At 65.2% G+C, this 23,281-nt stretch carries 20 protein-coding genes; 3 read left to right on the top strand and 17 right to left on the bottom strand.

Translation table 11 applies throughout. The features are described from left to right. The first annotated feature begins 12 nt into the window (after nt 1–12). Complete coding sequence (locus RMO89_RS19570; protein WP_310535285.1) at nt 13–1,041, top strand: YihY/virulence factor BrkB family protein; 1,029 nt, start codon at nt 13–15, stop codon at nt 1,039–1,041. After that, nucleotides 1,038–1,841, top strand: a complete 804-nt coding sequence (gene fabI / locus RMO89_RS19565) for an enoyl-ACP reductase FabI (RefSeq protein ID WP_310535282.1) — start codon at nt 1,038–1,040, stop codon at nt 1,839–1,841. The genes RMO89_RS19570 and fabI overlap by 4 nt, the downstream gene beginning before the upstream one ends. Nucleotides 1,842–1,892: 51 nt before the next feature. On the opposite strand, the gene RMO89_RS19560 is transcribed toward fabI, so the two are convergent. The 10 genes from RMO89_RS19560 to RMO89_RS19515 all read right to left on the bottom strand — a co-directional run bounded on the left by RMO89_RS19560 (nt 1,893) and on the right by RMO89_RS19515 (nt 13,835). Then, nucleotides 1,893–3,263 carry an O-antigen ligase family protein gene (locus tag RMO89_RS19560; RefSeq protein ID WP_310535281.1) on the bottom strand — a complete coding sequence of 457 codons (1,371 nt, stop codon included), beginning with the start codon at nt 3,261–3,263 and terminating at the stop codon, nt 1,893–1,895. After that, a complete protein-coding gene (locus tag RMO89_RS19555; RefSeq protein WP_310535280.1) occupies nt 3,260–4,465 on the bottom strand; it encodes a hypothetical protein in 1,206 nt (401 codons plus the stop codon). The genes RMO89_RS19560 and RMO89_RS19555 overlap by 4 nt, the downstream gene beginning before the upstream one ends. 22 nt (nt 4,466–4,487) lie before the next feature. Then, nucleotides 4,488–6,695 (bottom strand): polysaccharide biosynthesis tyrosine autokinase, encoded by a 2,208-nt coding sequence (locus tag RMO89_RS19550; protein ID WP_310535279.1) that lies wholly within the window; start codon nt 6,693–6,695, stop codon nt 4,488–4,490. 19 nt (nt 6,696–6,714) lie between these two features. Then, nucleotides 6,715–7,470 (bottom strand): polysaccharide biosynthesis/export family protein, encoded by a 756-nt coding sequence (locus RMO89_RS19545; protein ID WP_310535277.1) that lies wholly within the window; start codon nt 7,468–7,470, stop codon nt 6,715–6,717. Nucleotides 7,471–7,559: 89 nt separating this feature from the next. Continuing rightward, nucleotides 7,560–8,705, bottom strand: coding sequence for a glycosyltransferase family 4 protein (locus RMO89_RS19540; protein WP_310535275.1), 1,146 nt, complete (start codon nt 8,703–8,705; stop codon nt 7,560–7,562). Between the two features lie 2 nt (nt 8,706–8,707). Continuing rightward, the gene (locus RMO89_RS19535; protein ID WP_310535273.1) at nt 8,708–9,736 is read right to left on the bottom strand and encodes an EpsG family protein; all 1,029 of its coding nucleotides are present in this window, start codon (nt 9,734–9,736) and stop codon (nt 8,708–8,710) included. 82 nt (nt 9,737–9,818) lie between these two features. After that, nucleotides 9,819–10,397 (bottom strand): acyltransferase, encoded by a 579-nt coding sequence (locus RMO89_RS19530; RefSeq protein ID WP_310535271.1) that lies wholly within the window; start codon nt 10,395–10,397, stop codon nt 9,819–9,821. Beyond that, nucleotides 10,394–11,746: a lipopolysaccharide biosynthesis protein gene (locus tag RMO89_RS19525; RefSeq protein WP_310535270.1), complete on the bottom strand. Its 1,353-nt coding sequence runs from the start codon at nt 11,744–11,746 to the stop codon at nt 10,394–10,396. Before RMO89_RS19525 ends, RMO89_RS19530 begins: the two co-directional genes overlap by 4 nt. Then, nucleotides 11,743–12,876 carry a glycosyltransferase gene (locus RMO89_RS19520; RefSeq protein ID WP_310535269.1) on the bottom strand — a complete coding sequence of 378 codons (1,134 nt, stop codon included), beginning with the start codon at nt 12,874–12,876 and terminating at the stop codon, nt 11,743–11,745. Before RMO89_RS19520 ends, RMO89_RS19525 begins: the two co-directional genes overlap by 4 nt. Further along, the gene (locus RMO89_RS19515) at nt 12,873–13,835 is read right to left on the bottom strand and encodes an FkbM family methyltransferase (RefSeq protein ID WP_310535268.1); all 963 of its coding nucleotides are present in this window, start codon (nt 13,833–13,835) and stop codon (nt 12,873–12,875) included. Before RMO89_RS19515 ends, RMO89_RS19520 begins: the two co-directional genes overlap by 4 nt. A gap of 168 nt (nt 13,836–14,003) precedes the next feature. Between RMO89_RS19515 and asnB the strand changes: the two genes are divergently transcribed. Then, entirely contained in the window at nt 14,004–15,944 is a 1,941-nt protein-coding gene (asnB, locus tag RMO89_RS19510; protein WP_310535266.1) for an asparagine synthase (glutamine-hydrolyzing), read from the top strand. Nucleotides 15,945–15,950: 6 nt separating this feature from the next. Here asnB and RMO89_RS19505 read toward each other — a convergent pair whose 3' ends face one another. The 7 genes from RMO89_RS19505 to rfbB are packed head-to-tail and all read right to left on the bottom strand — an operon-like array spanning nt 15,951 to nt 23,280. Then, a complete protein-coding gene (locus tag RMO89_RS19505; RefSeq protein WP_310535265.1) occupies nt 15,951–17,273 on the bottom strand; it encodes an acyltransferase in 1,323 nt (440 codons plus the stop codon). Beyond that, entirely contained in the window at nt 17,212–18,114 is a 903-nt protein-coding gene (locus RMO89_RS19500) for an NAD(P)-dependent oxidoreductase (RefSeq protein WP_310535263.1), read from the bottom strand. Before RMO89_RS19500 ends, RMO89_RS19505 begins: the two co-directional genes overlap by 62 nt. Next, on the bottom strand, nt 18,107–19,228 hold the full coding sequence (locus RMO89_RS19495; RefSeq protein ID WP_310535262.1) for a glycosyltransferase family 4 protein: 1,122 nt from the start codon (nt 19,226–19,228) through the stop codon (nt 18,107–18,109). The genes RMO89_RS19500 and RMO89_RS19495 overlap by 8 nt, the downstream gene beginning before the upstream one ends. Beyond that, on the bottom strand, nt 19,225–20,421 hold the full coding sequence (locus RMO89_RS19490; protein WP_310535261.1) for a glycosyltransferase: 1,197 nt from the start codon (nt 20,419–20,421) through the stop codon (nt 19,225–19,227). Before RMO89_RS19490 ends, RMO89_RS19495 begins: the two co-directional genes overlap by 4 nt. A 12-nt stretch (nt 20,422–20,433) precedes the next feature. After that, a complete protein-coding gene (rfbA, locus tag RMO89_RS19485; protein WP_310535260.1) occupies nt 20,434–21,309 on the bottom strand; it encodes a glucose-1-phosphate thymidylyltransferase RfbA in 876 nt (291 codons plus the stop codon). 2 nt (nt 21,310–21,311) lie between these two features. Next, entirely contained in the window at nt 21,312–22,205 is an 894-nt protein-coding gene (gene rfbD, locus RMO89_RS19480; RefSeq protein ID WP_310535259.1) for a dTDP-4-dehydrorhamnose reductase, read from the bottom strand. After that, nucleotides 22,198–23,280: a dTDP-glucose 4,6-dehydratase gene (gene rfbB, locus RMO89_RS19475; RefSeq protein WP_310535257.1), complete on the bottom strand. Its 1,083-nt coding sequence runs from the start codon at nt 23,278–23,280 to the stop codon at nt 22,198–22,200. Before rfbB ends, rfbD begins: the two co-directional genes overlap by 8 nt. Nucleotide 23,281: the final 1 nt, after the last annotated feature.

Genomic DNA, 23,281 nt, shown 5'->3' with positions numbered 1-23,281 from the left:
GGCGTCTGACCCATGGAAGAACACGAGGTCGACGAACCGGGCCTGCCTGCGCACGTTCCCGACCTTTCGCCGGAAGCGCGCCGCATTCGCGCGGAACACTGGCGCGGCGAGCTCGCCGAAAAGATCGACCACCAATTCGGCAAGGGATCGCGCCTGCACCGCGTATTCACCCGCGTCTGGACGGGGGCGTGGAACGACGGCTTCATCCATGCCGGCAACCTGGCCTATACGACCATCGTTGCGCTGTTCCCCTTCTTCATCACCGTCACCGCCGTCTATTCCGCGATCGGCGAGCCTGATGAGCGCATCGCCTCGGTCAGCGCCTTTCTCGCCGGCCTGCCGCCCGTCGTCGCTCACAGCCTTGCGCCGGTGGCCTATGACGTGATCGAGCTGCGTCACGGATCGCTACTGTGGATCGGCGGCCTTGTCGGCCTGTGGACGGTCGGCAGTCTGGTCGAGACCATCCGCGACGTGCTGCGCCGCGCCTATGGCACCGAGGCGACGCAGGCCTTCTGGCGGTACCGGCTGATTTCTACCGCGATCATCATGGCGGCAGTGATCGCGTTGATGTTCTCGCTGCTGGCGCAGGTGGCGCTTGGTGCGGCGGCGCAAATCGTCGAGACTTGGTTCCCCCGCGCCTCCAGCCTGCTGACCGACATCGCGCTGGGCCGGATCGTGCCGGGACTGGTGCTTTACGCCTCGTTGTTCCTGATCTTCATCTGGCTTACGCCGTCGCATTATCGCGGCAGCCGCTTTCCGAAATGGCCCGGCGCCCTGTTTGTCACGCTGTGGTGGACCGGCGTGTCAATCGCGCTGCCGTGGGTGCTTCGGTCGCTTTTCCACTACGATCTGACCTATGGCAGTCTTGCCGGCGTCATGATCGCCCTTTTCTTTTTCTGGCTGGTGGGCTTAGGACTTGTCGTCGGAGCCGAACTCAATGCCGCACTGGCCGAGAGTCCGGAGGAACGGGACCTTATCGAGCGCAAGTCCTCACCCGGGTGGCGCCGAAAACAGAGCGAAGGCGGGGAAGGCACTTCATGAGCGGATTGATGCAAGGCAAACGCGGGCTGATCATGGGTCTGGCGAATGACAAGTCGCTGGCTTGGGGAATCGCCCAGAAACTGCACGAACACGGCGCCGAACTGGCCTTTACCTACCCCAACGCGGCGATCGAAAAGCGCTGCCGGCCTCTGGCCGAACAATTGGGCAGCGACTTTGTATTCGAATGCGACGTTGGCGACATGGAGCAGCTCGACAGCGCCTTCGCCACGCTGGCGGCTCGCTGGCCGACGATCGACTTCGTGGTTCATGCCATCGGTGCATCGGACAAGAACGAGCTGCGCGGCCGTTATTCGGACACCAGCCTCGACAACTTCCTCAACACCATGAACATCTCGGTCTACAGCTTTACCGCCGTGACCCAGCGCGCAGCGGCGATGATGCCGGATGGCGGATCGATCCTGACGCTGACCTATTACGGCGCCGAAAAGGTCGTGCCGCATTACAACGTCATGGGCGTCGCCAAGTCGGCGCTGGAAACCAGCGTCAAGTATCTCGCCGCCGATCTTGGCCGTGACAATATCCGCGTCAACGCGATTTCGGCCGGACCGATCCGCACGCTGGCAGCTTCCGGGATTGGCGATTTCAACCTGATCCTCAAGTGGAACGAATTCAACGCGCCGCTGGGACGCAACGTGACGATCGAGGATGTCGGCGGGGCAGGGCTCTACCTGCTGTCAGACCTAGCCTCGGGCGTGACCGGCGAGATTCACCATGTCGACGCCGGCTACAACGTCATCGGCATGAAACGCGAAGACGCACCAGACATCGCTCTGGCCTGAGGCGCGGCGACTGAACCGGGCCCTGCATTGCAGCGGGTCCGGTCAAACCTGTCAGATCTGAACCATTTCCCGGGCCGATTCACCCGTGCGCGGGCGATTGCCCCGGCGCGAGCGGCTGCGCGGAGCATCGGCCGGGCGGACCATCAGCACGCAGGCGATTGCCACGATGCTGCTCATTGCCGCAGTGCGCAACGGATAGTCGACCAGGCTGTGCAGCAGTTCGGTGGCGATGACCATGCTGGCGGCCAGCGGCACGACATTGCGGCGCGGACCGGCCCACAGGCTCCACGCACGCGGCACGAACCAGATCAGGAACAGCCCCAGCACGGCGAGGCCGAACACGCCGGTTTCGATCAGCAGTTCAAGCAGGTCGTCATGTGCGTGATTGACGAAAGTGGTGCTGACCTGCGCCGGGTCTTCATACCAGCGGTACAGTTCGACAAAGGTGCCGCTGCCGCTGCCGAACGGCGCGAAATCGCCGAGAATCTTGAGGCCGGTGACAAGGAATTCCTGACGGCTGATGCCGGGTACCGTGCCTTTGACCAGCAAGTCGTTTTCCGCCGGACCATAGATCAGGAAGGCCCCGAGCCCGCCCAGAACCAACAGGCCGCCGACCAGGACGAGCAGGAACGGCACGCGCAGGTCCGGCTTCAGCACCAGCGCCAGCGAGGCGAGGACTGGGATCAGCAGCAGCTGGCAAGCGAGCGAACCTGATACGACAACGCCGACGACGAGCAGCAGCGCCACTCCCGAATGAAGCGCGCGCGATGTGTCGAGCGTCTTGCCCCCGATTGCACCGCCCCGCATTTCGCCGATGGCCCAGCAGCCCCACAGTGCCAACGCGCAGAGCAGGAAGCTGCCCTGGTGGTTGCTGTTCGAGAAGAAGCCCGGACCTTCGCCGATATTGGTGATCTCGTAGAAATAGAACGCGCCGGCAGTCGTCTGCAGGCCGCCGAACACGACCGAAAGGGCCGCCACCGCTGTCACCACGCCAATGACGTGGCGGCTCAGCGGTGCGCCGCTGGTCCGCATCGACAGGAACAGCGCAGCGGCGGGGATCCACCAGGCGAAGCTCGCCAGCGAGTGCCACGGATTGAGCGACAACGTGAGCCACGGCGCGGGCGCGCCAATCAGGACAAAGCCGTTATAGATCGTGTCTCGGCCGGGCAGGTGCTGCCACAGGGCGGGTGGCATGGGCACGAATTGCACCGCCATCAGCACGCCAAGCGCGAACGCGAACTTGCGGAGCCCGGTGTGCATGACGCCCTCGGCGCTGCGATCGAGCAGGGTCCAGCCGATCAGCCCGGCACCAAGCAATTGCAGGAAGACATTGCCGACCGGGCTGGCGGCGCTCGCCCCACCCAGCAGGAGCACGAACACGAGATAGGCCAGTGTGGCATTGGCGCGGGTCGCAAGGCTCATTTCGCGGCTCCCGGGATGACATCAAGCTTTTGCACCAGCGCCTGCTGCGAATCGCGGCTTTCCTGCACGCGGCCGGCGATGGCGAGCTGTTGGCCGGGGCAGCCCTGCGGCACGGTGAAGGTGACCACAAGCGCCTGGCTGGCACCGGCGGTTCCCGTCAGCGGCTGGTCGAACACCCGCAGGTCCTTGCCCGCGCAGGTCATCTGCAGTCCAAGCGCGCCTGGCGTACCGCCGGTCGTGCGATAATCGAGCCGCGCCTTGTAAGTCCCGGGGGCGAGCGTCAGCAGCTGCGACACCAGCGGTCCGGGCGTCCGGCCGAAATAGTCGATCGCCAGACCACCGGCGGGGTCGCGCTCCGCTGCGCCGGTGGCATCGGCGCGCAGGTCCCAGTTGAACGGCGGCGGCGCCTTGGTATCGGAGAAATCGGCGCTGTGGATCAGGCCGCTACTTGCGGCGCCCGTGCCCCACAGGCCGCGCGCCTGAGTAAACGCCTGGGCCGAGATCAGCAGGCGGATCGCCTGCCGGCGCACGGCGGGATCGGCGAAGCTGCTGCGCGGCAGGCGCTGGACCAGCCGGGTCGACAGGGCCGCCGGCTTGGCCTTGGCCGAAAAGCCCTTGAGGAAGGGTTCGAGCAGTTCAGGATGCGGGGCCAGCGCGGCGACGGCTTCATCGACCTGTTTCTCACTGCGGATCGCTGCGCCGAGGCCGGGCATAAGCTGGTCAGTGACGCCGTTGGTCAGCCGGTTGAGCACGGCAATGTGCCCTACCGCGCCATTGAGATCGCCGGTGCCGAGTGCATGGCGCATCAGGAAATAGCGCGCCTCGCGCGAGCGGGGATTGCGGCGCAGCGCCTCGGTCAGCAGCTTGGCGTCAGCCGCGCTGCCGATGGCCGCCTTTTCGCGGAAACCGGAAGCCGCGACGGCCATGAAGGGTTCATAGGCCAGCGGCGCCTTGGCTAGCGCTTCGCGACCAAGTTCGGCCGCGCCCGCAGGAACCGCGCCGGTCTGGTCAAGCTGCATCGCGCGCAATTGCCCGATCTTGCCCGGCCCGAAGGCGCCAAGCGCCGGCACCGCGCCGGCCACCGACGATTCCGCGATGCGCCCGACATGGGCGACAATCGCAAGCGCAGCGACAGCGACACCCGCCGCCAACGCCTTCAGCACCCGGTGTGACCCGGTTTCGGAATCCCGTTCGATACGCATGGGTCCTGCCTTGTCAGTCCGTTCAGCGCCAGTCCGCTGAGCTCTCGGCCTTGTTCAGGTCGAGTGCGCGGGCGGGATCGGAGGACACCTTGCCGCCGACTCCGTCCGTGCCGTAGCTGTACGAATAGTAGCTGTAACCATAGGCGGCATTGCCCTGGGTAACCTTGGTGAGGATCACGCCCGAAATGCGCGCGCCGGCTTCGGCGAGGCGGCGGACCATTTCTGCCACGTTCCCGGTGCGCGAGGCGCGGCTTTCGATGACAATCGCTGTCGCCTCGGCAGTCGAGCCGAGCAGCGGGGCGTCCGTCAGGCCAAGCACCGGCGGACCGTCGATCACGACCATCTCGAACGTATCGCGCGCTTCGGCGATGATCGCCGGCAGGCGGTTTGACGATAACAGTTCCGCTGCCGAACCGACGAAACGGCCAACCGGAAGCAGGCTGAGGTTTTCGGCCTGCGTGGTTTCGACATAGGCCGAAAGCGGCTCTTCTGTGCCGAGCAGGTGCGCCAGGCCATAGCCGTCCGAACGGCTCGACACGAAAGTCGGCTTGCGCAAGTCGGCGTCGATCAGCAGCACCTTGGTGCCAAGGCGCGCCATCGAGCTGGCAATCGCGAAGGCCGAGGTCGACTTGCCTTCGCCCGGCCGCGTCGAAGTGACCAGCAGTGTCCGCGGTGCCCCCTTCGAGGTCGAGAACTTGAGCGCGGTGCGGACCGAGTAATAGGCCTCGGAAATGTCCGACTTGCGATCGGCCAGTGCCTCCATCAGCGTGCGGTCCTCCGTATCCATCGGGATCACGCCGAGCACCGGCAGGTGCAGCTTGTTGCGGACATCAGCCGGGTCGATAATGGCATCGAACAGCAGGTGAACCGCAAAGGCGAGCGCTACGCCAACACCAAAGCCGAGCAGCAGCCCGGCCAGTGCATTATAGGCCATGCGCGGGCTGTAGGGACCGCCAGGCGCGCCAGCAGGATCGACGACCGACACGTTGCTCTGGCCGATGCCGCCAGCGACGCCGATTTCCTTGTAGCGCTGCAGCAGGGCATCATAGAGCGCGCGGTTGGTATCCGCCTCACGCTGGAGGATGTTGTATTCGATCGAGCGGCCGCGCTCGCCCTGGACTTCGCCCTTGGCCGAGGCAACGCGCGAGGCGAGCTGCGCTTCGGCGCGGACGGCGGCCTGATATTCGCCCTGAAGTTCGGCGCGGCGGTTGCCCGAGGTGCGGCCGCGCTCCGAATTGATGTTGGCATCAACGCGGGCGATGCGCGCCTGCAGTTCGCGCATGGCGGGATAGTCCGCCTTGAAGACCTTCGATTTCTCGTCGTACTGCGCCTGCAGTTCGGAGCGTTGTGCGACCAGCGGGCCGACCGCTGCGGCCTGATCGCCCGAGAAGTCGACCGAGGCGCTCTTGAATGCGTTCTCCGCCGTAATGCGGCGCACCCGCGCCACATTGAGCGCTTCATTGAGCAGGCCAAGGTCCGACTGGGCGAGCGTCGCGCCTTCCGAGGTCTTGCCTTCAACGGTGATCGACTGTGTGCGGAACACGCCCGAATTCATCGAATAGGCGTTGAGCTTGCGCTCAGAATCCTCAAGCGAAGCCTTGGTCCGTTCGAGCTGGTCCGACAGGAACTTGCGCGCATAGGACGAGGAATCGAAACGGCGTTCCAGGCTGGAGGCGATGAATCCGTTGGCGAGGCCATTGGCGATTTTCGCCGCCATTGCCGGGTCCTTGGCGGTCTGGCTGACCTGGATCAGCAGGCTGTTCTTGACCGGCTCTACCGTCGTGCCGAGCATCAGCACGCCGGTTGCCCGCTTGGTGCGCGCTTCCCGCGTGCCGGAATCGCCGCCATAGTCAGGCAGTGAGGCGAGGTTGAGATCCTCGACCACGCGGCGCGCCAGCTTTTCGCTGCGCAGCAGGCCGATCTGGGTGGCGACGAGTTCCTGGCTGGCAAGGCGCTGCTGGGCCTGCGGCGACTTGCGGCCGGCATCGACCAGCATGTCATTGGTCTGGTTGTTGATCTCGAGCAGCGCGGTCGAGCGATACATCGGGGTCATCAACAGGCTGGCGACAATCCCGAGGATCAGGCCGATAATGCCCGCGCCGAAGATGATCTTGCGCTGTTCCGAAAGGATGCGCAGCACGTCACCCAGTTCGAAGCCATGTGACTGAACCGGCGCTTCAAGCGGGGTGGACTGGGGCGCATTGCCTGCGCTCATCGTCTGGGAATTCATGTCTTGCCGATTCCCGTTTCTAGAGATTGCCGAAGATGGCGATCAGCGGAACCGCCTGGATCAGGTCGCGGTAAAGCGAGCGCAGGCTCGAACTGTCGACCACGATGGTATCGCCGGGATAGACGGTCGGATCTGCCATTTCCCCGCGCCGGATCGAGGTGACGTCGAAGGCCGCCGCCTGCGTCTTGCCTTCACGCTTGCGGAAGATCGCCACGCGCTTGGCATTGCCGTCATTGCTGTTGATGCCGCGTGCCAGGGCGATTGCGCCCAGCAGGCTGGTGCGGCCCGGCAGGGCATAAATGCCCGGCGCGTTGACGCCGCCTTCAACCGTCACACTGGTGCGGTTGGTATTGACCACGCGCACGGTGATTTCCGGGTTCTGCAGGTACTTGGTGCCGTACTTCTGCTCAAGCAGGGTCGAAAGCTGGTCCGGGCTCTGGTCACGCACCGAAAACTTGCCGACCAGCGGCAGATCGAGATTGCCGAAGGCATCGACCTGATAGTCGGCCGAAAGATCGGGCACGCGGAACACGCTGACGCGGATCACGTCGAGCGGGCCGAGCGGCACGTCATAGGCTTCCGTGCCCAGTTCGGCACGGTCCGGCGCGCCGAAGCCCGCAGGGTCATAGGGGATCTTGCCGCCGCGGGTGTTGCACCCGGCGAGAATCAGCGCGAGAGCCAGAACCAGCACCAGACGTGCCGCTACCTGCCACGCGCTCCACAGCGCTTCGCCAACATGCGAAGTTCCGGCAGTTTCCTGCAACTGGTCGCCCAAGCCTAGCCTCCTCAACGTCATCGTAACTGTTAATCCGGGCACGCTTCTAGGGCATGAAGGGATAATTGCAAAGGGATTGGGACGGCCCGTTAGGTCGGAACCGGAGGCACAATTCCGGCGGAATCCAATGCCTCCAGGTAGAGCTGCGTAACCCGTTCCTGCGAAAACTCGGTCCTGACCCGCTCCCGCCCCGCCTGCCCCATGGCCCGCCAGCGGCTATCATCACAGGCCGCGGCCCGTTCCAGCGAGGCGGCGAGCGAGCCGGTATCGCGTGCTTCGCACAGGAAGCCGTTGACCCCATCGGTCACGACATCGCGGCACCCCGGCACATCGGTGGTGACAATGGGGCGCGCCATGGCCGCCGCTTCGAGAAGCACGCGCGACAAGCCTTCGCGGTACGAAGGCAGCACGATCCAGTCCGCCGCGTTGACGGCAGCGCGCACATCGTCCGCGGGTGGCAGGTATTCGATCGCGCCCTCATCCTGCCAACGCTCCACTTCATCACGGGCAATCGCGGTGCGGTTGGCGACATCGAGCGGGCCCATCAAGGCGAATCGTGCTTCGGGAAGATGGGCGCGGACGGCCTTTGCCGCCTCGGCATATTCGCGCACGCCCTTGTCCGCGACGACGCGGGCGATCATCAGGAAGCGGTTGGGGCCGGGGCGCTCATCGCTCGCCGGGGCCCAGTGATTGGCGTCTATGCCCGAGCCCGGCAGCAGTGCCGTTTGGCCCGCGCGGACCATGCCGAGCGCCACGAACAGGTCACGGTCATCGGTGTTCTGGAAGAACACGCGGTGCGCCCGGGCAAAGCCGGTGCGATAGAGCCGCTTGGCGATCTGCGTCAGCAGGCCCTGCCGGATGAAGGCCGTGCCCAGCCCTGAAACGTTGGGAAAAGCCGGCACCCCCGCCAACCGTGCGGCAAGCGAGCCATAGACGTTGGGCTTGATCGTCCATGACAACCACGCAGCTGGCTTGTGGCGCGCGATGGCGCGGCGAAAGGCGAAGAAGGTGGCGAAATCGCGCAGCGGGGAGAGGCCTGCCGAATCGATTTCCACTGGCTCGAAGGCGCAGCCCATATCGGCCAGCCGGCGTTCCATCTCGGCATCGGGCGGGGCAATCGCGACGACGGAAAAGCCCCGGGCGATCAGCGCGCGGATCAGCCCGGCGCGGAAATTGACGAGATTCCACGCCTGATTGGCGCAGACCGCAATTGGGCCGGCAATCACACGGGTCACGATCAGAGGTTCTCGAAGACGGACTGGTAAGGCACCCAGAAGATCGCATGGGTGCCGAAGATCAGCCAGACGCTCTGCACCGCAACGGCCACGCCGATCAGAATAAGCCGGGTAAATTGCGCCATCCGGTCAGACACGCCGGCCAGCGCGCGGAATTCTCCGAAAGCGGCCATCTGGATCACCGAGAAGAACAGCGCGATACGGTCAACCGCAGTTGACGAAGGGCTGAGCACCAGCGCCACGACCGCAATGAAATTGGCCACCGCCATCATCAGCCAGACCGGCCGCACCTTGGCACCGGCGACGAAATGCCGCCAGCGCAGGACGATCAGCGCGCTGGGAACCAGGCTCATCACCAGACGCGCCGCCGCGCCGCCCGAATCGTATTCCGCCTCCAGATAGCCGAGTTCGAAGGAATTGAGGCGAGGGGCGAGCACGAAGACGAAAGCGGCCGCGCCGACAACGCCCGCCGCCGTTGCCAGCAGCTTGTTGCGCGGGGCCATGCCGAAGACGAACAGCGGAATGGTCAGCGCTGCGGTCGAGTGGAAGGCCACGGCGATGGCAAGGTAAACCAACGTTCGTATCGGATTCGACCGGTCCATCGAGGCGATGGCCAGCAGCATCATGCCGATTGCCGCGCCTTGCCGGACATAGCCGAAACCGACAACGATCAGCAGATAGGGCACCGCGATCAGCACCGCCAGCCAGGGTTCGCGGAACGAGGTGGCAACGCGCACCACGCCGTAAGCCAGGACGAGGCAGCAGACCCCGTTGACCAGATAGATGCCGGTGCCGAGCTGGGCGGACAGCCAGTTGAAGAAGCCGTAGAGCGGATCGGTCCGGGTCATCGCATAGGCGAGCGTATCGACGCGCATGTCCTCGAACATTTCGTCGTAAGTCAACCAATCCCCCCCGGTTTCATACCGGAACGCGCCAAGCGCGGTGTAGAAGATGACGAACAGCGCAAGCGCGAAGATCTGCCCGCCGCGCAGCGATCCGCGCGGCGCTCCGACCGGATAGGCCAGCGCCATCAGCGCCGGAAATGCAAGGAGGAGCCAGTAAATCAGCATCTGTCGTTCGACCGGGTACTAGACGAAGGGCGCAGCGGCAAGCTCAGGGATTGCCCTGATCGGTCGGCGCGCCAAGCAGCCGCGCCGGTGCCCCGGCGTAGGCACCGCGCGTTTCGAGGCTGCGGGTGACCACCGAATTGGCCCCGACGACGGACCGGGCGGCAATGGTCACGCCCTTTGTCACGGTCACCTTGGCTGCCAGCCAGACATCGTGTCCAATGGCAATCGGCGCGGTGGCAAAGCCTTGTTCGGCCAGCGGCGCGTCGCCTTGCCAGTTGTGGTCGTGATCGCGGATCGTGACCTGTTCGGCGACCTGCGATCCAGCTCCGATGGTGATGCCCTCCTTGCAGGCAATCACCGAGCCGCGCCCGACATGGGTGCCTGCCTCGAGTCGCAAAGCGCCACCATCGGCGATCATCAGCACATCATCATGGATGAAGCAGCCTGCGCCGATTTCGATGCTTCCGCCAGCGAAGGCGCGCAGCCTGGCGCGCGGTCCGAACCGTGCTGAAGCGGCACAGGAAATGCCCGGATAGGCAGTGCGGAAATAGGCGCGCATCGCGGCGCTGCGCAGGGCGAGGCGCATGCGGCGCAGCAATGCAAAGCCCTTGCGCAGGATCATGCCCCTTCCCCCTTTGCCGCATCGCCCCCGCCTGCCGGCAACAACGCACGGTTGAACGCGGTCGAATTGATGCCGGTACGCCGGTGGAGCATGGCCGCGCAATAGGCCGCGCCGACGAAGGAGCCAAGCGCCGATGCCGCCGCCGCGCCCATCGCCCCGTAATGGCTCACCGCCCAGAACCCGGCGGCAAGGTTGACCGCCGCGATCAGGCCGAAAGCTCGGGTCGAGAGCATGTGTTCTCCGGTCATGTTGGCTACCGCCAGCGTCAGTCCGAACACCGCCGTGGCAAGGCTGCCGCACCACAGGACCGCGAAGACCGGGACCGAGGCGACAAAATCGGCGCCGAACAGGCGCGGGAACAGCCAGTCGCCCAGCAGCAGGATTGGCGCGCCGATCAGCAACGCTCCGCCGATCATCGCCCAGGCCGACGCCGCCGCCACCCGTTGCAGCGCTCGCCGGTCACCCTCACGCCACAGCCGCGCGAACATCGGCGTTGCCGCCGTGCCGACGACCGATGCCACCAGCGCGGTGATCTGTGCCACGGCGTCCGCTACGCGGTAAATGCCCGCCTGCGCGGTCCCGGCCAGCGCACCGGTGAGCAGCAGGGCGAGCTGGCCTTGCAGCAGGCGCAGGCCTTCGGTCAGACCCATCGGCAGGCAGGCGGAGAGCCAGTGTCGCACGTCCCGCACAGGCCGCGCGGTAGCAAGCTCGGTCGGGCGGACGCGGCGGAACAGCCACACGACGATACCCATCGCCACCGCCGCGCCGAACACCTGCGCCGCCATAGCTTGCCACGCGGCAAGACTGCCACTGACCCACCACAGCCCGCTGCAGCCGATCAGGAACAGCAGCGGCCGCAGGATCATCACCGGGAACTGGCTGGCAAAGGTATGGTCGAGCGCCAGCAGCACGAAGCTGCGCAGCTTGCCCACGGCGACGAAGGGCACCAGCGCCACGGCCCAGAGCAGCGTCGCGAGGTAAGCCGATGCGCCCCGCGCCGCGAAGATCCACACCCCCGCCCAGGTACCCAGCGCCAGCACGACCGACAGCACAGCGATTGCCCGGTCCGCCCAGCCGAGCAGTCCTTTGAGCCCCGACCAGTCACCACTCGCCCGCGCCGTCCCGGTTTCGCGCATGGCGAGCACCGGCAGGCCGAATTCGGTGGCGATGCCGGCCAGAGTCGCGGTGGTCATGGCCAGTGCATAGACGCCGTAACCCGACGCACCGAGCAGCCGCGCGAGCAGCACGCCGACCAGAAACGTCAGCCCGACCGACCCGCCATAAAGCAAAGCCATGACGCCGGACGAGCGCAGGAAATGCCGCACGGGAGAGGGCTTCTCGCCGCTCATGGAAACATCGCCTGCCAATAGGCATCGACCGCGCGCGTGGCGGAAAACTGCCCGGCGCGGGCGCGCTGGAGGATCGGCTTGGACGGTGCTTCCAATGCATCGGCCATGGCCTTGGCAAGGGCCGCCGGATCGTTCATCGGCACCAGCGTGCCCCATCGTCCGCCGCCCAGCGCTTCGGCGGGGCCGTGGGGGCAATCGGTTGCGACCACCGGCAAGCCGTAGTGCATCGCCTCGACCATGACGTTGCCGAAGCCTTCGAAGTTGCTCGACAATACGAAGAGGTCGGCCCCGGCATACCAGTCGCCCGGCGTTGCGCAGAAGCCGGGAAGCACAACGCGGTCATCAAGACCCAGCTCGCCGACGAGAGCTTCGAGTGCAGCGCGCTCCTGGCCTTCGCCGACAATCGCCAGCGTTCCCGGCGCGTGGGCAGCGAACTCTGCAAAGGCCCGGATCAGCAACGCGAAGTTCTTCTCCGCCTTGAGCTTGCCCATTGCGAGCAGGTGTGGACGCGGCAGGTTGTCCCACACGTGGGCGCCCCAAGTCGAATTGGCCGGGCGCTCGATCGGGTTCCAGATTGTCTGCACGCTGCCTTTCGGCAAATGCGCCAGTTGCTCCATTTCTTGTGCGAGACCCTGCGACACCGCGATCACCCCGTCCGCCGCGCGATACGTCAGCGGCGCGGTGAGGCGCAGCGACAGGTTGGTGTGCAGCGGCTGGGCATATTGTTCCAGCAGAGGGCAATGGTCCGACAGCAGCAGGCGCGGGCGTTTTGCCAGCCCGCGTGTTGCCAGAACCGCCACGCTGGTCAGCGGCCACATCGCCGCGAGCAGGGCATCGGGCGTCTCGCGCTTCAGATAGGCCCTCAGCGCCCCGGGCACATGGCGCAGACGCGGAACGCCAAGGTCCACCACCCGCACCGCCGGATCGAGCAGGGGCAGGAATTCCCCACGCGCCTGCATCAGCACACAGTCAACCTGCGCCCCGCGCGCGGCAAAGCCGTTGGCCAGCTCGACCGTCAGCCGCTCGGTGCCGCCGCCGCCCATGTCGGGCAGGAGGAACGCCGCCCGGCCAGCGTTGATGCCCGCACTGCTGCCCGCCGTGCCGCCCGCTTGAGGCAGCGCTTGGTTCAATTCGAGTTCCGTGGCTGACTGTGACTTCGGGGCCGCGACCCGGCAAGCTCGGCGTGGCTGATGCGGCCTTTGGCGGCGAGCTGCGCGGCTAGTTCACCGGCGGGACCGCTCATGCCTTCGGGCAGCAGCAGCCAGTTCATCGTGCCGGGAACGAAGCGGATGGTGTCCGCCTCGATGCCCACGCCTTCGCGGATGACATAAGAGCGATAGCCGCGATCCGCGACTTCGGCGGCAACGGCAGCAGCGCATTCATCGTCGAGGATCTCGATCACCATTGCCGGCATTGGACCATCGGCAATTGCGGGCCACAAGCCGCGAAGTGCCTGCGGTTCGTGCCGCTCGACATCGATCTTGATCAGGTCGGGCCGGTGACCGCTGTCGGCGATCACGCTGGCCAGGCGTATCACCGGCACTTCGATCGATATGGCCTCAGCCGTGTCCATCCAGTCCATATGTTCGAAGCTGGCGGAATATTCGTGATCGGCCTGCATCAGCTTGATCTCGGCCGTGCCATCGGAATCGGAGACGGCGGCGGCGTGGACCGTCACGTCGAATCCGTTGAGCGCAACATTGGCGCGCAGCCGGTCGGCAATTGCGGGGAGCGGTTCAAAGGCGTGGACCATTGCCTGCGGGCTGGCCGCCTTGGCAGCGACCGCGAACAGACCGGTATTGGCCCCGACGTCGAAGATCACTTTCTGGCCAATCGCCAGCCGCTCCCAGGCGAGCAGCGTCGTGCCTTCCCAGTCGGCACCGAAACCGGCCCAGAACAGGCTGTTTTCAATTTCTGCTCCGAAATGGTTCATTTTCACCCGAGTGCCGGCAACCAGAAAGTCAGCCGTGCCGGTGAAGGGCAAGTGATGCCACAGGCGAGCCGGCACCATGCCGGTCGCGCGCAGCAGGCGGCACAGGGGCTCCATCAGGGGGCTATTGTCGCGCCAGCGCTTGATCGTCTGTTTCATTGCGCCCCCCGTAACCGGCCAAGGGCCAAGGGAGCAAGAGGCATGGCCCGCTGAGAGCCACAAATGGCCAGAGTCGGACGACAAATGGGTTGAACCGGCAGGTCAGGTGCCATACCCCGCGCAAGGTGAGCCGGTGCCCTTGCGCCTGCCAGCAGGAGCAGTTTTTCGATGTGCGGCATAGCCGGTTTCCTGTCCACGTCCTTGGCCGTTACCCCGCACGTCCTGCGCGCCATGACCGACCGGATCGTCCCGCGCGGGCCAGATTCGTCGGGCGAATGGGTTGACGAAAAGGGCGCGATCGGGCTCGCCCATCGCCGCCTTGCAATCATCGACCTGACCGAGGCCGGGCACCAGCCGATGCATTCGGCCTGCGGACGCTACACGCTGACCTACAACGGCGAGATCTACAATTTCCAGGACCTGCGCGCCGAGCTGGAAGCGCAAGGCAAGGCACCCAACTGGCGCGGCCATTCGGACAGCGAAGTGCTGATCGCCGCGATCGCCGCCTGGGGCATCGAGGCTGCACTCGAAAAGGCGCACGGCATGTTCGCGCTCGGCGTCTGGGATTCGCGGACCCGCGAACTGGTGCTGGCGCGCGACCGCTTTGGCGAAAAGCCGCTGTACTATGGCTGGACCACGCAGGGCTTTGCCTTTGCCTCCACGCTCGGTCCGATCCGCGCCGCGCCGGGGTTTGCCAACCCGGTCAGCCGCGAGGCGCTCGCCGGCCTGATGGCGCGCGCCTATATGCCCGCGCCGCTGTCAATCCACGAGCGCGTGTTCAAGCTGCCGCCGGGCTGCCTGCTGCGGGTGAGCGAGGACTTTGCCCGCACCCCGCAGGATGCGCCGCCGGCAGTGCACCGCTGGTTCGACTATGCCGATCAGGTCATCGCCGGCGCCGCCGATCCGATCACTGACGAGGCCGAGGCGCTCGAAGCGCTCGATAGCGTGCTGACCGGCGCCGTGGAGCGGCAACTGGTGGCCGACGTTCCGGTGGGCAATTTCCTGTCGGGTGGGATCGATAGCTCGCTGATCACCGCCATCGCGCAGAAATGCGTCAGCCGCCCGATCAAGACCTTCACTATCGGCTTTTCCGAAGCCGGCTTTGACGAGGCGGTCTTCGCCAAAAAGGTCGCGGCCGCCCTCGGCACCGATCATACCGAGCTTTACGTCAGCCCTGCCGACGCGCTCGAAGTGATCCCGCAGCTTCCGGCGATGTATGACGAGCCCTTTGCCGACAGCTCGCAGATCCCGACGCATCTCGTTTCAAAACTGGCTCACAGCCAGGTCACCGTTTCGCTGTCAGGCGACGCCGGGGACGAATTGTTCGGCGGCTACAACCGCCACATCCAGTTCCCCCGACTGTGGCGCGCGATGGACAAGGTGCCGGGTCCGCTGCGCCGCGCTGCGCTTGAAGCTGCCGGAGCGGTGCCGCCGGGGGTGTGGAACGGCCTGTCCGACCTTACCCGCCGCCGCCGCTCGGCGTGGTTCGGTGACAATGCCCGCCGCGCGCTGCGCCAGATGGGCCGGGCGCGCGATTTCGATTCCCTGTTCGACAGCTTCATGGACGACTGGGCCTTATCCGGAAACCCGCTGGCCGGCGGCGTGACAAGTTCGCAGCGCCTCGCGCTCGATCCGCGTCTGGCGCACTTGCCGCTGGAACTGCGGATGATGCACGCCGATGCGGTGACCTACCTGCCTGACGACATCCTGTGCAAGGTGGACCGCGCGGGCATGGCGGTCAGCCTTGAATCGCGGATTCCTTTCCTTGATCCACAAGTCACGGCGCTGGCGGCGCGGGTTTCACCCGGCCTGAAGTTCGCGAATGGCGGCGGCAAGGCGATCCTCAAGACGCTGCTGTACCGCTATGTCCCGCGCGAGCTGATCGACCGGCCCAAGGCGGGTTTTGCCATTCCGGTTGGGGTGTGGATGAAGGGCCCGTTGCGCGATTGGGCCGAAGATCTGCTGTCTGAAAAGGCACTGGGCGAGGACGGCCTGTTCGATGCCAAGGTGGTCCGGACGCGCTGGCAGCGGCACCTTGATGGCCGCGAGGATGCGACCCAGCCCTTGTGGTCGGTGCTGATGTTCCAAGCGTGGAAGCGCGCGGGCTGAGGCCCTCTAACGCCGCAGCAGGTGCCGCTTGAGCCAGCCGCGCACCAGTCCGGTACGTCGTTCGAAAACCTGCGCGAATATCCACGAAGCGCCAAAGCAGAGCGCGATCACGGCGGCATAGACGGCGAGCGCCAGCGGCTCGGTCGGCGCCATGCCCGCAGCGAAGCCGGGGGCGCCGGTCAGCGTGCCCAGCATGGCGACGAACAGGATCATCAGCGGATAGTGGATCAGGTAAAGGCTGTAAGAAAAGTCGGCCATGGCCTTGTTGAACGGGGCCATCGCCTCGGCCCAGGCCAGACGGCGGCCGCGCAGGCCGAGCAGGACCAGTGCCATGCTGATGCACACGCCGTAGAGGACGGCATTGCGCAACAGGGCATCGGTGATGCCGGCAGCATCGATATAGCGCCGAAGGATCAGGATCGCGCCGAACAGGCCGAGTGCAGGGATCGTGATCGGCAGGCGCGTCGGGCGGACGACGGCAGCCGCCACGCCGATCAGCCACATGCCGAGATAGATCCAGAAGGTCGAGCCTAGCACCAGCGTAGCGATAACTGCCAGCGTGATCAGCACCACGCGCTTCCTCGCGCGGGCGTTGGCTGCGGCGCCCAGCAGGCCGAACACGGCATAGAACCAGAACTCGCTCGACAGCGTATAGAGCGGCGGATTGGCACCATAGGGCGCGGCAAACAGGTTCTCGCGGAACCATTGCAGCATGAACAGGTTGCCGGTGAAGTTGCCCCAGCCGGCATTGTCGGCGAAGACCAGCGTTGTGCCCGATGCGGCGTAATTCGGGTGGGTGCCCGAAAAGAGCCCGGTGGCGTCGAACCAGCGCATGCCAACCCAGGTCAGCGCCACCGACAGCAACAACGCCGGCAGAAACGCAGTGTAAAGCCGGCTGAACCGGTCAACCGCATAGCCCGGCGCGTCGAACGTGCCCTGTTTCAGCCGCGCCAGCCCCATCCCGCCGACGAGAAAGCCCGAGAGCACGAAGAAGATCAGCACCGCCTCGACATAATAGCCGGTGACGAAATACCAGCCCTGCACCCACAGCGGGCGTTGTTCGGGCAGGAGCAAGGCATAGGGTTTGACCAGCGGCAACCGCGCGTGGCTGATCACGACCACGGCGGCAGCGAGCCAGCGCATGAGGTCAATCGCGGAGACCAGTCCGGGATTGGCAAGGTCGCGCAGGAAGCGCGCAGGGTCGATCAGGTCGCCCTTGCTTTCGGTCTGCTGGTGCCCCCCGGCGATTGCCCCCCCGTCGATCATCCTACCCGAGATACCCCTGATACTTGTCGGCCAGATATTCATCCAGACAGACGCGCCAGTCACGCATGACGTTCACCCCGCGCAAGTCAAGCTTGGCGGTCAGCAGCCGCTCACTGGGCGGACGCGGTGCGAAGTATTCCTGCGCGAAATAGTCCGACGAAACCGGGCTGACCGCGATCTCGCTGTCCTTGCCGAGCGCCTTGACGAGGTACTGCGCCACTTCGAGACGGCTGGTCACCCCGGCGCAAACCATGTTGTAGAGGCCCCAGAGTTCCTGCTCGACCAGCACCTTCACCTGCGCGGCGAAATCGCGCGTGTAGGTAGGCGTGCCAAGCTTGTCGTCGACGACCTTGAGCTCTTTCGCCCCGGCCTTGAGCTGGGCCATCAGCTTCTGGATGAACTTCTTGTCCTTGTCCGGCCCCGCACCCATCATCCAGCCGGCGCGGCAGACGAGGTAGCGCGACGCGTTTTCGACCACGAAGCGTTCGCCCATATATTTCGAGCGCGCATAGTGGCCCAGCGGGTTGGGCTGGTCCCAATCGTCATAGGTTTCCTGCGCGCCGTCGAAAATGCCGGCAGTGGAAATGTAGAGCAGCGGAATATCGAGCCGGTTGGCCAGCCAGACCGCGTTCTCCACCGGCAGGGTGTTAGTCGCATAGGCATCGGCGATGTCGTCCTCGCAATATTCGAGGCTGGTGTGCGCGCCAATGTGGAACAGGTAGTCCGGCTTCATCGCCAGAACCTGCCGCGCATATTCCTCGCGGTCGCGGAAATCGAGGAACGACAGCCACGGCGCATTCACGTCTTTGTCGGTGCAGACAATTTCGTGGCTTTGCGAAAAAGTGTGGTGGAAGGCTTCGCCCAGCATACCGCCGACGCCAGCCATAAAAATCTTGCTACCCATTGCTTCCCTGCTCAATCGCGGATTCGATCACCGCCCGATATTGTCCTGCAATAGCGGCCAGCGAATATTTTGCCACCGCATCCTTGCGCGCTGCCTCACCCAGCTGCCGGCGCAGAGTGGGTTCAGCAATCAGCCTTTCGAGCGCAAGTTCCCATTCCTGCTCGGTTTTTACCAGAATGCCATTGCGTTCATTCTGGATGATCATCGGCGTGGTACCCACCTCGGTCGCGACACAGGGCAGGGCAAAGGCCATGTACTGGATCGCCTTCAGCCCCGACTTGCCGAGCACCCAGTCATCGATTGGCAGCGGATAGACGCCGATGTCGAGCGCCTGCAGCTGCGCAACTTCCTCTGCCGCCGACCAGCGGATGACTTCAAGATCGACACCGGGCAGTTCGTAATCGAAGTTGCCGATCACACGCAGGCGGAACGGCACCTTCTGCGCCAGCCGCTGGAACACGCCGCGCAGCAGATCGAGATAGACCGAACTTGAGAAGGTCCCGGTCCAGCCGATCACTACCGGCTTGTCGTTCGAATAGGGCGTCGCGGGCTGGAAACGGTCGGTATCGACCGACGACGAGATATAGGTGCAGGCCCGCGCCCGGTTGATGCCCATGCAGGTTTCATTGAGGAACGGCGAGGAGGTGATCACATGGTCCGCCTCGCGGATCAGGTAGAGGAATTTCGATTGGCTCTTGAGCAGGCGCGACATCGGATTGGGATTGTCCGCCTGCCCATCCGCGCCGGACAGCACGTTATCCTCGATGTCATAGACCAGCGCCCTGGCGCGCGCCCGGATCAGGCGTTCGAACAGCGGGCCGAAGAACGGCGTGGCCCACATGCAGACATAGACGAGGTCATAACGCCCGGTGCGGGTAATGTCGCGGGAGCGGCGCAGGTAACCCTTGAGCGTGCCCCACGCCTTGGCCAGCAAGTGGCCCGGCTTGTAAAGCACGTCCCAGGCCTTGCGGTCGAGGAAGCTGGAAACCTCGATCTCCCAGCCGGCGCTGCGCCAGTCGGCGAAGTACTGTTCGTACTTCAGCCGCTGCTGAGCCGCGCAGCCTTCGGGGAACGGACAGATGACGAGCATCCTCCGGGTGGTGTTTGACGTCATGACGCCAGTCCCAGCCAGATCTTGCGGTAATCTTCCGCCCCGGTCTCCACCGAGAAGTGGCGCAGCGCGACTTGGCGGCAGTGTGCGGCGGTGGCGGGATCGTCGGCCATGGCGAGCAGGCGGTCCACCGCTCGGGCACGCTCGGCATCGGAAAAGTCGCGCAGCGCAACCCCGGCGCCTTCGTCCTCAAGCATCATTTCCATGTCGCCCACCCCGACATTGCCGAGGCACGGCACCCCGCAACCGAGGTATTCGGCGAGCTTGGTCGGAGCGCTGGCAATCTTGGAGAACACCGGCTTGATGATCGCAGCCCCCGCGCTCATCCGGCGGACCTGCTCTGGCACGCGGGCATGGTCGGCGCCGGTGATCTCGATTGCCTCGGGCGGAATGGCGAAAGCGGCGGCGCGCTCCTGCACAAGGTCTTGCTCGTTGCGATTGATCACCAGCAGGCGCGCGTCGGGCCGCTTGGCGCGCAGCAACACGAAGCAGGCCAGCACCTCATCGAACAGATACCACGTGCCGATCGAGCCGAGATAGCCGAGCGTGAACGGCTGCGGTTTTGCCCCGTCGCCGATGGTGAAGCGGTCCAGATCGGCGCAGGTCGGGATCACGCTGATGGGCGCGTGCGGTCTTCCCCTGAGATAGGGAAAGTTCTCGATCACGGATTTCGAGGCATGAGTCAGCGTGACGATGTGGTCCGCGCCGAGCAGCAGGGTCTTCTCGATCCGCTTGACCGCGCGGTAGAGGCGCCCTCCTTCAGGCCAGATGCCGCCGTCCGTGCGCTCATCGGCCCACAGGCCGCGCATGTCGAACAGCAGCGTTGCTCCGGTGAGCAGCTTGATCATCCAGCCCGCCAGCGCCGCCACGTAGGACCGTGCATGGACAATGCCGAGGCCATGCCGCGCGCAGAGCCAGGTGCCGACGACCACCGCCTGCGCCAGATCGAACAGCGTGGCCGGCAGGGTCGGCCGCTTGTGATAGGTCAGCGGATGCCAGGTCACGCCGGCGGTCGCCATCCGCGCCCGCAGCGCTTCACGCCGGGAAAGATCGGCCCAGTCCGCCGGTTTTTCAAAGCTGACGATATGAACGCGCGCGGTATCGGTCAGCCGCTCGACATAGGCCAGCACCTGGCTCTGCCCGAGCGGTTCGAGCATACCGTCGTAACTGATGTAGAGGACGCCCGGCGAAGTCACGGCAGATGCGGCTCAGCTTTCGCCGAGCAGGCGCAGGAGGTACTGGCCATAGCCGGTCTTGGCGAAATAGTTGCCCCTCTCGCGCAGAGCGGCATCGTCGATCCAGCCGTTCTCCCAGGCGATTTCTTCCAGACAGGCGAGCTGGATGCCCTGCCGGTGCTGGAGCGTGCGGACGAATTCGCCGGCTTCGAGCAGGCTGTCATGGGTGCCGGTATCAAGCCAGGCATAGCCGCGGCCCATACGCTCGACGTGGAGCTCGCCCAATTCCATGTACATGCGGTTGAGGTCGGTAATCTCAAGCTCCCCGCGGTGCGAAGGCTTTACCTGCCGGGCAAGATCAACCACGCGTTCGTCGTAGAAATAGAGGCCCGTGACTGCCCAGTGCGACTTGGGGTTCTGAGGCTTTTCCTCGATCGACAGCGCGCGGTAATCGCCATCGAGTTCGACCACGCCGTAAGCTTTGGCATCTTCGACATGATAGCCGAACACGGTCGCCGCGCCCACGGCGGCACGTTCCCGCGCGCGTTTCAGCATGTCGGGCAGGCCGGCACCGTAAAAGATGTTGTCGCCCAGAACGAGCGCCGATGGCCCGCCGGCAACGAAGTCCGCACCGATGTGGAAAGCCTGCGCTAGCCCCTCAGGCTTGGGCTGGACGGCATAGTCGATTGCCAGCCCGAACTGCTCGCCCGTACCGAACAGGCGCTTGTAATTGTCGATATATTCGGGCGACGAGATGATCAGCACTTCGCGGATGCCGGCGAGCATCAGCGTCGACAGCGGAAAGAAGATCATTGGCTTGTCGTAGATCGGCAGCAGCTGCTTGTTCACCGCCAGGGTCGCCGGATGCAGGCGCGTGCCCGATCCGCCGGCGAGAATAATACCCTTCATCGTCAAGTCCTTCCGGGCGTTTGGCCCGCCAGCTGGCGAACCACTTCATCCACCGCCTGCTGCCACGGGCGCAATTGCAAGCCGAAGTCCGCAGCAAGGCGGCTGCAATCGAGCCGCGAATCGGCGGGCCGGCGTGCCGGGGTGGGATAGTCTGCCGTGGTGATCGGCTCCACCATCACCGGCACCTTCATACCGCAAGCAGCGGCGCTGGCGAAAGCGTGCTGGGCGAGGCCATGCCAGGTTGTTTCACCCATATTGGTGCAATGCCAGGTACCCGAAGCTTGCGCCGGATCGCTGGTGAAGCGCGCGGTGATCGCCGCCAGTGCCTCGGCAAGATCGCCGGCATGGGTCGGGCAGCCGCGCTGGTCGGCCACGACACTCAAGGTGTCGCGCTCGGCGCCCAGCCGCAGCATGGTCTTGATGAAATTCGCGCCATCCGCGCTGATCACCCATGCGGTGCGGACAATCGCATGGCGCGCGCCCGATGCGCGCACGGCGTCCTCGCCATCGGCCTTGGTCTGGCCATAGACGCTGACCGGACCGATGACATCGTCCTCGCGCCACGGGCCTTTGCCGTCCGCCGGAAAGACATAGTCGGTCGAAACATGGATGATCGGGATGCCGGCGCGCGCGGCGGCGGCGGCCAGCCGGGCCGGCGCGGCAGTATTGATCGCGCGGGCCATCAGCGGCTCGCTCTCGGCCTTGTCGACAGCGGTGTACGCGCCGCAATTGATGATTGCGGTGACACCTTTGAGCAGGGGATCGAGATCGGGCAGCGCGGCAAGATCGAACTGCGCACGCGACGGAGCGACCACTTCGACACCCGGCAGCGACAGGCGCTGAAATGCCGTGCCGACCTGCCCCGTCCCGCCGGTGACGAGCCAGCGTTCAGCCATTGGCTGCGTCGTCACTTGAAAGGCCAAGTCGTTCACCGCGGTACGAACCGTCATGGATTGCCGACCACCAGGCTTCGTTGTCCAGATACCAGCGCACGGTGCCGGCAATGCCGCTTTCGAAACTTTCCTGCGGGCTCCAGCCAAGCTCGCGACCGATCTTCGCGGTGTCGATGGCATAGCGGAAATCGTGGCCCGGGCGGTCCTTCACATAGGTGATTTGCGAGCGGTAGGATTCGCCGTCAGCGCGGGGGCGCGCGGCATCGAGTTCGTCGCAGATCGCATGGACGACCTGCAGGTTGGTGCGCTCCGAATTGCCGCCGACGCAATAGGTTTCGCCGGGAACGCCCTGATCGACCACCAGCCGCAGCGCGCGGGCGTGGTCTTCGACATGAAGCCAGTCGCGGATGTTCGAACCGTCGCCATAGACCGGCAGCGGCTCGCCCGAGATGGCCTTCAGGATCACCAGCGGGATCAGCTTTTCGGGGAAGTGGTACGGCCCGTAATTGTTCGAGCAATTGGTCACCACCACCGGCAGGCCGTGGGTGTGATGCCAGGCCCGCACGAGGTGGTCGCTCGATGCCTTCGACGCCGAATAGGGCGAGCGCGGATCGTAGGCGGTTTCCTCGGTGAACATGCCGTCGTCGCCGAGCGAGCCGAAGACTTCGTCGGTCGAGATGTGGTGAAAACGGAACGCGGCACGTGCCGCATCGTCCAGCCCGCGCCAGTAAGCCGTCGCCGCGTCGAGCAGGGTGAAAGTGCCGACGACATTGGTCTGGATGAATTCCGCCGGCCCGTCGATCGAGCGATCGACATGACTTTCGGCGGCAAGGTGCATCACCGCATCGGGGCGGAAATCGGCAAAAGCGCGCGCCATGGCGGCGGCGTCGCAGATGTCGGCCTGCAGGAAGTGGTGCCGGTTCGAAGCCCTCGCATGGGCCAGCGACGACAGGTTGCCGGCATAAGTCAGCTTGTCGACATTGAGGACTTCGGCCTCGGTCTCACCAATCAGCTGGCGAACCACTGCTGAGCCGATGAAGCCCGCGCCGCCGGTAACAAGGATACGCTTGTGCTGCATG

The organism is Novosphingobium sp., assembly GCF_031424035.1.
Lineage (GTDB): Bacteria > Pseudomonadota > Alphaproteobacteria > Sphingomonadales > Sphingomonadaceae > Novosphingobium.
This window is presented reverse-complemented; position numbering and strand designations above follow the sequence as displayed.